Origin of the sequence: Paenibacillus sp. J5C2022, assembly GCF_025567625.1 — a bacterium.
In the GTDB taxonomy this organism is placed as follows: domain Bacteria; phylum Bacillota; class Bacilli; order Paenibacillales; family Paenibacillaceae; genus Pristimantibacillus.
Map to the genome: position 1 here is coordinate 131,355 of NZ_JAOQJC010000004.1, position 12,306 is coordinate 143,660.

General features: G+C 54.0%; 6 protein-coding genes. All 6 read left to right on the forward strand.

All coding sequences use genetic code 11. The features are described from left to right. Nucleotides 1-32 precede the first annotated feature (32 nt). The 6 genes from M6D81_RS04760 to M6D81_RS31970 all read left to right on the forward strand — a co-directional run bounded on the left by M6D81_RS04760 (nt 33) and on the right by M6D81_RS31970 (nt 11,888). Nucleotides 33-653, forward strand: coding sequence for a WxL domain-containing protein (locus M6D81_RS04760; protein ID WP_262675681.1), 621 nt, complete (start codon nt 33-35; stop codon nt 651-653). Nucleotides 654-787: 134 nt separating this feature from the next. Further along, a complete protein-coding gene (locus M6D81_RS04765) occupies nt 788-1,903 on the forward strand; it encodes a copper amine oxidase N-terminal domain-containing protein (RefSeq protein WP_410795688.1) in 1,116 nt (371 codons plus the stop codon). A 3-nt stretch (nt 1,904-1,906) separates the two neighbouring features. Further along, nucleotides 1,907-5,743: a DUF5704 domain-containing protein gene (locus tag M6D81_RS04770; protein ID WP_262675683.1), complete on the forward strand. Its 3,837-nt coding sequence runs from the start codon at nt 1,907-1,909 to the stop codon at nt 5,741-5,743. 25 nt (nt 5,744-5,768) lie between these two features. Then, on the forward strand, nt 5,769-6,254 hold the full coding sequence (locus M6D81_RS04775) for a hypothetical protein (RefSeq protein ID WP_262675684.1): 486 nt from the start codon (nt 5,769-5,771) through the stop codon (nt 6,252-6,254). A 9-nt stretch (nt 6,255-6,263) separates the two neighbouring features. Then, nucleotides 6,264-6,530 (forward strand): helix-turn-helix domain-containing protein, encoded by a 267-nt coding sequence (locus M6D81_RS04780; RefSeq protein ID WP_262675685.1) that lies wholly within the window; start codon nt 6,264-6,266, stop codon nt 6,528-6,530. A gap of 12 nt (nt 6,531-6,542) precedes the next feature. Further along, a complete protein-coding gene (locus tag M6D81_RS31970) occupies nt 6,543-11,888 on the forward strand; it encodes a DEAD/DEAH box helicase family protein (RefSeq protein ID WP_486187829.1) in 5,346 nt (1,781 codons plus the stop codon). The last annotated feature ends 418 nt before the right edge of the window (nt 11,889-12,306 follow it).

Genomic DNA, 12,306 nt, shown 5'->3' on the forward strand with positions numbered 1-12,306 from the left:
AGATTAAATCATTTGTAAAGGAGAAATAATCCATGTTCAACTTCATTCGCAAGCTACTTCCCCTTGCCCTGGCAACCGCACTTCTGCTTCCTGCCGCCGTCCATGCCGAAACGGTGTCCATCATTGCAGGGACAAATCAATCGTCGCATACTACCATTTCCTTCAGCGCGGTAACGCTGGACATAACCGCGAATCAGATTTCGACGGCCTCCAATGGAATTACCGTTCGCGACAGCCGCGGCAGCGGTGCAGGCTGGTCGGTATCCGTTTCGTCCACCGATTTTGTGAGCGGCTCCTTGCCTGATCCTACGACCTCGGGCACGTATACCGTCAAAATTCCGGCCAGCGCTGTTTCTGTCATTGTCGGTACACCGGTTATTTCCTTGAGCGGCCAATCCGTCGATCCGACCCATGGGCCGCTGGCCTATAACGGCACGATGTCTGCCACGCCGCTCAAGCTGATCCAGGCAGCGCCGGGCTACGGCATGGGCGAGTATACGGCAGGCGTTTCTTATTCGCTCGCAGTGCCGAAAACCGTTACGGTGGCTTCGGTAAGCAGCGGCTCCAGCAAGTATGAGGTGAATGATGTGGTCGGCACGGTAGCGACTACCTATACGGCGACGTTGACCTTCACCCTCGGCTCGGGCGTGTAAGAAAGGCGCGGCTCCCATTTCTTCATTAAGAATGGGAGCCGCTTTCCCATTTGTAAGGTAGACAGGCTCCAGCGATATCCCCTATCATAAAGGGACAAGAAAGTTTTTCCATACGAACCATTCTGATTTAAGGAGTGAAGCGGTTGAAAAAACGAATGTTACTGGTGCTGATCATGACCGTGCTGGTGAATGGGTTTGCTCTTACTGCGAGTGCGGCGTCCAAGCCGCCAACGTTTGTCACGGTCGTGATGGACGGCATGAAGCTGTGGTTTCCCGATGCGCAGGCGTTCATCGACGAGAACCAGCGGACGTTGGTGCCGGTGCGGTTTGTCGCGGAGGCGCTCGGCGCAAAGGTTGGCTGGGAAGCGGAGAGCAGATCGGTTCCGATTCAGAAGGATAAACAAAGCATCCGCTTAACCATAGGCAGCAATATCGCAACGGTCAATGACGAAGAAGTGGCCTTTGATACCCAAGCAGTGATGCAAGGCGGCCGCACCTTTGTTCCGTTGCGATTTGTCAGCGAAATCCTTGGCGTGGCGGTGGAGTGGGACAGTAAAACGAATACGGTTTTTTTGACCTCAACGGAACAACTGAATGGCAAGACCGATCCGTGGGGGAGGCTAATTCGCACGACCAATCTCCCGAAAAATGCAGCAGACTATCCTTATATTCTGGCGGATGTTTCAAACGCGATGTATGAAATGAACTACCCCTATGCGCATCCCAGAGATAGCAAGGTATCTTCTGTACTCTACTCGACTGTACCGGAATTTACAAAAGCTAACGTCGATATATGGTTGAAACGCTTGAAAACGTTTGGTGCTTTGTGGCTTAATGTGGACTATCGGACAATAGACGAAGCTTGGGTGCAAGCCGTATTTGCAACAAAGATGCAAAATTCCGATGCGGAGTTGAAGTATATTCGTCGATACGTCGATTGGGCAAAAACAAATAAAATTCAGGTCACGGGGTATCTGGAGCCTGAACCTTCAATGATTTTCAGAGACGGATTTGGCTCTAGTCAGGTTCGCGTCAAATTTCGATTAATGTTTAATTCCTTCCAAAAGCCGGAACGACTTATTTATGATGAGTGGTTCCCACAGGATGCCAAGTTTGAAAAGAATGTATGGTATGAAGGCTATTCGGATATTAAAATGGGAACCAACGTAGGCGGTGATTGGGGCAGCACGTTAAAAGTATCCCCATCGGCCAGTTTATTTCAGAACCACGTCATTTCGAAGGTGGAATAGCCAATGATACCCTTAAAATTGTATAAACGTGTACTGTGCATGCTGCTGGCATGCACTTTTTTTATGCCTTTAATCATGATTTCAAAGGTAGAGGCTGCTCCGCCTATCATGTTTGTTGAGGCTGGAATGATTAAATTCGAGATTACAAGCACGGCGGCAAGTACCTCTATTCGCTATCGCACGGTTGGGTGGGTCGTAAGTAAAGAGCAGATGTGTTCACAGACAGCATCAGGAAAACAGTGTTCTGATCCGCGGAACAAGCCACACGCCATTTTTTCTTCCAGTGAAATTATTCAGACTGGTCAAAATCCTAATCCTCCGAATCCCGGCCAGCCACTGACCGGTTATTACGAAGTGCCGGAATCAGTCGTCACGCAGCGACTTTGGGCGGCAGGCATGGATGGTATTCAGGACAATGACAATCTGTATTTCTATGCCATCATGGTCTCCATAAATGGAGACGGCTCGGTTCGCAAGGGCCCGTTTTACACGCTGGCGGGTATCAAGCAAGCCGAGGGCTGGCGGGTTCCTGATGATTTAGACGACTATTTCGGCCTTCACATTCCTTATCGCAGCGCAGACTTTCCGGTGGATGTCGTCGCAAAAACCGTCAATGGCCGGATCATTCAAAAGCCGGACGTGACGTTTCTAAAGGGCAAATATAAAATCGGGGAAACGATTGACCATGAGTTTCCGGCAACCTTGACCGATGGCGGAAAAACATATCGGATCGTCCGTTCCTACTTGTCTCCCAAGCAGGATACAACGCAGAAGAAGTGGTTGCAGGAAAATCCCGAAACCAACGATAAAGTCCGTATTCGCAGCTTCACGGTCGCACTGGGCGGATCGGATGCGATTGCCGAATATGAGGAAGCCGCAAGTCCTGTGAAGGCCATCTACCAGAAGGAAGATGGTACAGTGCTGAAGGATGTGGATAAGGGAGAGTTCGCGGCAGGAGCAGAGGCGAAGCATAACTTTGAGGCGACGATTACCAAAGGGGGGCAAACGTATGAAATCATCCGCTCCTACATTACGAGCAACAGCAATCCGTCAGAGAAGCTGTTCATTCAGGAAAAAGGCGACAGCAAGCTGCGGGAACGCTCCATCCTGGTCGGCCCTAGCGGCTCCAACTTTGTCGCCATCTACAAGGTGCCTTCGCCCGTTACGGTGACCTCCCGCATTGACGCGCCGGGGCAGGCGGCTTCGACGGAAACAGTGGTTACGGGCGATTTCACATTTGAAGCCAAATCGCCAAGCCAGCTTGCATCGTACCGAATTACGAATATCGAAAACGCACAATTGGTCAACGCCAACCAGCGAACCGGCACACTAAGCGGCACATCAGCTAGCAAGTCGCTGCCGATTCGCATTCCGCTTGGTAGCAGCGATCAAGTCACCGTTAAAATTACAGTCGTGGTAACAGATAAGGACAACCAGACGGGCGACTCGACCGCCGATCATACAGTACTGATCAATCGCGGCGGCGAGCCTCCGCAAACTGGCTCCGAACAGCAACGCGAGGACATGGACGCAGCGACATCGGCGGTGATCAAGGCGGATGCGCGCGGCGCGGAACGCTTTGATGTAAGCAAGGGTATACCTACCTCTGAAAGCCTGTACGTGAACGCGAGTGCAAAAGCTTATTTGTACCGGAATCAGTTTACGGAGATCAAAGGAACGAAAACGTATCCGATTACGGTCAGTCGCACCTATTCGCTGTCCTGGACGGAGTATGTTCCCGGCCCGCCAGATAGCGAGGGCAACCCGACAACCGTGCCGGTATCGCGTTCAGATACGCAAACCGTTACCCAGAACTACACGGTGGAGCGCAAGTATAGCTACTGGCTCATCGACCGGCTGGAGGTATACGGCCTGCAGCGCGCCGAGGTAGCCAACTATGCGTTGCCGGGTGGTAAGGTGACGCTGCAAACAAGCGGCTACACAGCACCCACAGTCTCAGCCAGCCACGAGTCATCCGTCTCGTCGCATGTGACCGATCCGGTGTACCGCAATGTGACCTTACCCGGCCAATCGCTGAACGGCGGCTCCAGCCGCCCGTCAGTGCCAACCGAAAACTGGAAATCGGAGGCAGAGCAGGCGGTCGGGAAGATCAAGGTGAAAAACGATTCGCTTGTTTTTAACGGACAGACCATCATGGACAATCGCATAATTGAAGAAACGGCTCCAGCCCCGAGCATGATTCCCGCTGCGCCGATGATCGGGCAAAACGTGCTGTACGGTAGCGGGTTTGTCATTGATTCGGGCAAAAGCAACAAGGCCGCTCAACAAAGCAGTGGAACGCTCTCCTATGCGCTGATTAAGGGCATTGGCGGCGGCAGCAATCAAGCCTTCCCGATTTCCGGCATCAATCCGGTAACTGTGCATACGCCGGTTGTGAATCGGGCCACCGTCTCCGACGATCATGCGTTTAACCAGAAGACGGTGCCGACCTCCGGTCGGTCGGCACTCATTTTGAATCGACCCTTTATAGTAACTATCCCGACCAGCGGACAGCACCGAGACATAACGGGCTATGGCAACCGGGATTATGCAAAGTACATTCGGGACAAGCAAGTGCGTTTCCCCTTCGATGTGTACAAGGCTGACAGAACCACGCTGATTCCGAAGGATACCTGGACTTCGATCTCGGTCGGCCAGCTACAGACAACGTTATATTTGCCCGTTTGGGTAGACGAGGGAACTTATGATGTGCTGTTCCGCTCCTTTGCCGAAAACAGCCCAGCTTCGTTTACCTCGCAGACGAATGCCAATCTCGATGTCAACCATCATGTGGCAACGCAGGTAGTACCGGTCGAGGTGATCGGCCGTTTATTTGATTTCCGCATCACCGATATTGCGGACTACCAGTGGGAGACCGTGTTCCGCACGACAAAGGGTAGCGCCACGCCAACCGGCAACAGCTATTGGGTGGGCTCAAAGGGGATTGACGGTGCAGCGCGGGGCAATACAGCTCCTTACTTGCTGCCCATTCGTCCGGGCAGCCACCCGGAGATTGGTAAGAAGAACGTCGCGATAAAGACAGGCTATCATTTCAAATATGAGGTCAAGACGCTTGGCAATATGTTTGCTGCAGGAGACGGCATCCTAATTACGCCAACCTTCTATTTCGTGGACAAAAAAGGGCAGAACCGCCAGCCGGTGGACTTGTATTATCACTCAGGCAACAAACGGTTTATTCGCGTTGGCTCTGCCGAGGACACGGAGCAGCGGCTGGTGACGCTGGACACCCGGCTGCGCAATGTCCCGCAGCAAGAACTAACGAATACCGCGGGCTCCCTCTGGAGGCTAAGTGGTGCTACGGGTAATCAGACCACGTATGTACAGCAGTTTTTAAAAGATGCGGCGCAAAAGAAGATTTACGTTGGCGGTTATGACGGCGTGCTGCTGCCGCAGCAGCTTCGTACCTTCATCGGCAGTATGCAGGTGCCAAACGGCGTTGATACGGCGCGAGCGAATGCGGCCGTTCAGCTTTGGCGCGGGGAATATAGCTTGCCTGCTGCACCGTATGCGGTGCCTGCGGGTTTTAATGTGGCCGAATACGGCCGTAAGCACAAGCTGGATGACCGGTCTCCAATTTTCCTGCGCGATGGCTATCTGATCGTTAATTTCAACATCGAGACCATACGCAACCGAAATACCAGTCAGCCGCATTTGCAATACAAAAATGCACCGCTGAACAACCAGTGGCAAATGGAGGGCTTTGGCCGCAGCTTTGTCGATCCGTATGGCGCAAGGTTCTCCTTGCTGGATGGCGACGTAGCCTTTTATCATGCAAATCTGTCAAGTTATGATGATTTCGGAGCGGGCGGCACCCACTGATTTCACCAAGCAAGGAGGAATGGATATGGTTGAGAAGCTGCAAAGCGCCGCTCCCGAGGAAGCGGCCTTTTTTTACTCAGGTTCGGCTGAAAATGAGATGGGGCGTTCCTGCATCGGCCATTTGCGAGGGGATTTCGGGCGCTCGGGTGAGGAGTTTTGGGTAACCTGGTTCCCGCGGAATTCTCCCTTTGAAACGTCAGCGTTTAAAGACGAATTGGGCAAAGTGTTTCAATCAATTGGCGATCAGGACGTACTGAAAAGCCGTCAGCATATGCTTCGCTTTTGCAGCAAGCACCCGGAGGCACGCATTGCCGGGGCGCGAAGCACAGACGTATACGGTTTTCGCATGGAAACGCAGGAGCATCGCTACTATTTACGCTGTTTTCCCTTTGCCGGTGATTACAACTTTTACTTGTATTGCTACGCACGGCCGGAGCGCGTGGCCGAGCAACAGCGGCAAGCTCCTTCCGCGCCTGCTGCGCAGAAGAAAAAGACGGAGCCGCAACGATAGGAGGGCGCCATGAATGATCTGACTCGTTACCGGCTACTGGCGGGGGCCACGCTTCCCCCGGCGGCCAAGCTGTTGTACAGCTATTTGCTAGATTTCGCGGGCGGGAGAGGCGGCACGGTATGGCTGTCCTCCAGGCGTCTCGCGGCAGAGGTCGGACTTTCGACCTCTGCTGTCCGCCGCAATTTGCATCGACTGGAGCAATACGGATTGATTCAGCTCACCTCGCGCTATTCCGAGGAAGGCATTCGATTGACCAACAAAATTACGATTCGGTAAGGAGGTGTCCCCATGACTGCCAAGCTGCAGCGCATGGTCGAGCTGTCTGCCCTTACCTCGCGGGCGTTGGTGAGCGATACTGGACAATGGGCTGATTTTTTGCGCACCGCCGCATGGAACTATAAATATCCGTTCCAGGATCAATTGCTAATCTATGCGCAGCGTCCCGATGCCACGGCTTGCGCCACGATTGAGGTCTGGAACAAAAAGCTGAATCGCTGGGTCAGGCGTGGCGCGAAGGGCATTGCGCTGATCGAGGATCGGGGTAGCAGCCTGGGACTGCGCCATGTTTTTGACGTGTCGGACACGCAAAGCCGCCAGCCTCAAGCCTTGTCGCTCTGGAGAGTGGAGGGGACGGATACGGAGGCTATTCTTGAAACGCTGGAGAACGCTTTTGGATACGAACAGGAGCCGGGTATGGAACTGCCCGGCTCCCTGCTCACAGCGGCGCGAAACGCCGTGGAGGATCACAGCGCCGATTATGTCCACATGCTGCTCGCCGAGCGCGACAACAGCCTGCTGGAGGGACTGGATGATGCGCATGTGGAGCTTCTGTTCCGGGAAACGTTGCAGCATGCGGTCGCCTATATGGCGATGGTTCGCTGCGGGCAGGAGCCGTCTGCGTATATCAGCATGGAGGATTTGTCCGGTGTTGGATATTTCAATACACTGCCCGCCCTCTCGCACTTGGGGGCTGCGATCAGCGATGTGGCGGAAACGATTCTGCGAGAGATCGAGTCCACCATCCGGGCACAGCGCCGAGAAAACCTGCGAAGTCAGTCTTTGGATGCAAGCCGCACCGTTGCAAGGTCAGAGTCGCTGCTGCACAATGAAGCTAAACCACGCGAAGGGATGATGGAGCATGGAACTGACCTACACACAGAACGGGGACTATCTTCTGCCGAATCTGGCACAGCCAGAACCGATGAGCATCGGGAAATACGGCCTGATGCGGAAGACGTTTCTGAGAACCGAGCGCAAAGGAACCTACGCCCACCTGATGCTTTCGGAGCAACTGCACACGCACCTGGCGGAGATCGACCGGACGGCAAGGAAGCAGATCGAGCAGACCTTGGCACAACTGCTGGAACAGCACCCGGCCCCGGACAAAGCGACCGACCCGCTAGGCTGGACGGGCCACCTGAACAATCTGAAGCAACAGGCGGAGGAACTGATCCTGACGGATCTGGTGTACCGCTAAAATGGCATGACCGAAGAACGGAGGACAATCGTCTTCCGTTTTTTCATGACAGCAATCAGATCAACGATCTGCTGCGAGCTGCGCCGCTCCTTATGAGCAAGGCGGAGATCGTAGCTTTTTTTGATGTTCATGACGATCCGGCAGAACGTGCGCTGTATGTGAGAAGGCTATTTCCGCATGGGACAACGGAGCTGGAAATGGAACCGGATACTTGGCTTGGTGTGGAGCCATATCAAAATGTGCTGCATATCTGGACGGGCAGGTTGGACAGCCGGACGGCGCAAGGCTACTACGATTGGGGCGTCATCGCCGGTCATATCCAAAGCCTGATGCTGCTTCAGGAATGGGAGCGGACGCAACAGCCGTCTGCCGCGCAACAAATGATGTGGTTGGAGGACGCGGCGGAGGCTCAAGCGTCCGCTTTTGTCTGGCCGCAGGCGGTTATCGATGCCGTGCTGCAAAACGGAAGCGGCATTGAGAATGGCAAGCTGCGAATTGCCCTTCATTTTCAGCAATCGCTGTCGGTTCAGGACAATGCTGAGTTTTTGAAACGGGAATATGGGACAGGCGGTCGCGTTCCGGCCTTGATCGGTACGAATATTCATGAACATCACGACAGCAAGGGCATTGTGTTGGAGCGCGGGTTTCGAGCGGCTGAGGAAGAGAAGCTGGTGCTTTCCTGGATAAAGGTGCAGAAGCGGATCGGTGAGCTGCTGGCGGCTGGTCGATATTTAAATCGTCGTGAAGCGGAGCAACTGCCTGCCTATGCTGAGCAACAGGAGGAGCAGCGCAGGCAGCGTGAGGCCGAGCTGCGGGAGAAGCGCTCCATGCTGCCGGAGCCAGCCTTGCCTCCACCGCCACATGTCCCGCCGCCCAACCGGAAGAACCTGCGCCATGCGTATACCGAGGGCAGCACGGTCTTTATTGGAGCCGATGAATATGAAATCGCACAATTGGATACGCGCAAGATTTGGTTGCAGGATAAGCAGTTCCCGTTGTTTTCAAAGGAACTGAGCCGTAGTGAATTGGAGCGCCTGCTGCGCGACAATCCGCTGAACGATCATTTATTAACGGATGAACCGCTGCTTGAGGTGGAAGCCGCGTTGTGGGAAATCGAGGAGCCGGAGCTTGCAAGAGAACTGTCAGCACAGGCTGTACCATCAAAGATCGAATTGAAGAAAATCCCAATTGCGCCTGCTTCCGAGGCCATCTCTCGCCCAAGCCAACCGGCAAGAAATTACCGAATTGTGGACGTTGCGTTGGGACATGGCGGTGCAAAAACAAAGTTCCGCCGCAACGTTGAAGCGATTCGGTTGCTCCAGCAGTTGGAGGAGGAGCAGCGCCAAGCAAATGCGGAGGAGCAAGCGGTGCTGGCGCATTATGTCGGCTGGGGCGGCATCCCGCAGGCCTTTGATGATGCCAACAGCCAGTGGGCTGCGGAATATGCCGAGCTACAAGCATTGCTAACCCCGGAAGAGTTTATGTCCGCCCGCGCTTCAACGTTGAACGCCCACTATACATCTCCTATCGTGATTCAGGCGATGTACGAATGCCTGGAGCAGATGGGCTTTCGGCGCGGCAATATATTAGAGCCTTCCTGTGGGATCGGTCATTTCTTTGGTCTAGTGCCGGAATTCTTTCAGGATTCCCGGCTGTTTGGCGTGGAATTGGACGGCTTGACCGGGCGCATCGCCAAGCAGTTGTACCCACAGGCATCTATTGCAATCAGCGGATATGAGCGGACGAATCTACCGGACAGCTTCTTTGACCTTGCGGTCGGCAATGTGCCGTTTGGCGGCTACGGCGTGGCGGATAAAAAATACGACAAGCACAAGCTGCTGATCCACGATTACTTTTTTGCGAAGACGCTCGACAAGGTAAGGCCTGGTGGGATCATCGCCTTCATTACCTCCAAGGGTACGATGGACAAGCAAAATCCGGCGGTGCGCAGGTACATCGCGGAACGAGCGGCTTTGCTCGGGGCGGTGCGTCTGCCGAGCAATGCGTTTCTGGCGAATGCCGGAACGGAAGTGACGGCAGACATTCTCTTTTTGCAAAAACGGGATCGCATGGTGACAGTTAATGAGCAAAGCGAGCAGTGGCTGGCGCTGACTGAGACATCGGATGGTGTACCGATTAACGCCTACTTTGCCGCCCAGCCGGATATGGTGCTGGGCACGATGGCTTTTGATGACAAAATGTATGGCAATCGCGAGGAAACGACGTGCCGGCCATACCCGAATGCGCCGCTTGATGAGCTACTTCGTGAGGCGCTGGCCAACATTCACGCCGAATGGGTAGAAACTGAACGCGAGGAGAAGCCGGAGGAAGCAGAGGCCTCCTTGCCTGCAGATCCGAATGTGCGCAATTTCAGCTTTGCACTGGTGGAAGGCAAGGTCTATTTTCGACAAAACAGCCTAATGCACCCAGTTGAAGCATCGGCGACAGCGACGGGACGCATAAAAGGGCTGATTCAACTGCGCGACACGGTGCGCGACCTGATCGAATACCAGACCGAGGATTACAGCGAGGAAGCCATTGGAGAACAGCAACGCAAGCTGAATATGCAGTATGAGCGCTTTGCGTCACAGTATGGGTTGATTAATAGCCGCGCCAACAGTCTCGCCTTTTCAGATGACAGCGCCTACTTCCTGCTCTGCTCGCTTGAAATCCTTGACGATGAAGGGCGCATGGTGCGCAAGGCAGACATGTTTACGAAGCGTACCATTCGGCAGCGGTCGCAGGTGAAACGCGTGGATACGGCGTCCGAAGCGCTCGCGGTGTCCATTGGCGTCAAGGCGCGGGTGGATTTGGCCTATATGTGCGAGTTAAGCGGTATCTCCACGGATAGGATTGTGCAGGACTTGCGCGGTATCATTTTCCCCAATCCCGAGCAGATGGATGAAGTCGAAGAACCGGTCTACGAGACGGCGGATGCCTATTTATCCGGCCATGTACGAGACAAGTTGCGCATCGCCAAAACCTTCGCAGCTCAAGACCCTGAGCGATACGCCGAAAATGTGATCGCGCTGGCGGCGGTGCAGCCGCCGGATTTGACCGCTTCCGAGATTGATGTTCGGCTGGGAGCGACCTGGCTGCCCCCCGAGATCATTCGCGATTTTATGTTCGAGTTGCTGGACACGCCGCCGATGTTCCGCCCCTCCATTCAGGTGTTCTATTCCGACTATACGGCTGCGTGGAACGTGCGTGGCAAAAGCGACGATCGGAGCAACAACATCAGGGCTAACGTCACCTATGGTACGGAACGGATTAACGCTTATAAAATTTTGGAGGACACGCTCAACCTGCGAGATGTGCGCATTTTCGATACGGTGACTGAAAATGGTGTAGAAAAACGGGTGCTGAACCGGAAGGACACGGCTATCGCTCAGCAAAAGCAGGAGCTGATGAAGGAGGCGTTCGGGGAATGGCTTTGGCAAGATCCGCCGCGCCGCGAACGGCTGACGCGCCTCTACAATGACCGGTTCAATGCAATCCGGCCTCGGGAGTATGACGGCAGTCATATTCGCTTTACCGGGATGAACCCGGAAGTTCGGCTCAGGCAGCACCAGGTGAACGCGGTCGCCCGTGCGCTCTATGGCGGCAATGCGCTCTTTGCCCATTGTGTCGGCGCGGGAAAGACGTTTGCGATGACAGCCGCAGCGATGGAGAGTAAGCATTTGGGGCTGTGTAACAAGAGTATGTTCGTCGTCCCGAATCACCTGATTGAGCAGTGGGCGGCGGAGTTTTTACAGTTGTACCCTTCGGCCAATGTTTTGGTGACGACGAAAAAGGACTTTGAAACGAAAAACCGTAAAACGTTTTGTGCCCGCATTGCCACTGGCGACTACGATGCGATTATTATCGGGCATTCGCAGTTTGAGAAGATTCCGATTTCGATGGAGCGCCAGCGGCAGCAGCTCGAAGAACAGATATACGAGATCACCGGCGGCATTCGCGAGCTGAAAGAGGCCAAGGGCGAGCGCTACGCGATCAAGCAACTGGAGAAGACGAAGAAGACGTTACAGGTCAAGCTGGAGAAGTTGAACGACACGAGCCGTAAGGATGATGTGGTGACGTTTGAGGAATTGGGCGTGGATCGGCTGTTCGTGGACGAGGCGGATTCTTACAAGAACCGTGCGAAACGTTGCGCATAAGTCACTGCCGACAGCGGTGACGAAAAGCGCCATGTGGTGGCACTTGATGTTTATCAAGAAAATATCACAGAGAACTCAAATCTCAAATTCAAAGGTGAAATTCCTTTGCCGTACAGAATCAATGCCGAAAGGGAGTAATCCAACAGCGGCTTGTCAAACCGCAGGCAGTACGCGAGCTAATACTCCACTGTGCGTCTCCCATCTGTAAATGGGCGGGGTACAAAGCGTGGTGAAGTCGTAACCTGAAAACCTAAACCGCAAGGCATGGATAATAATGGTGCGGGCTTCCGAAACCTATGGCTACCCGTTAGTGAAAGCTATGCAGCATCGTAAGAGCGAGGCACCCGAAAGGGTGACAATTGGAAAAAGTGTGTGCGGCTGGTTTTTCCGCACACGCCCGGTGGAATGAAATATCCAT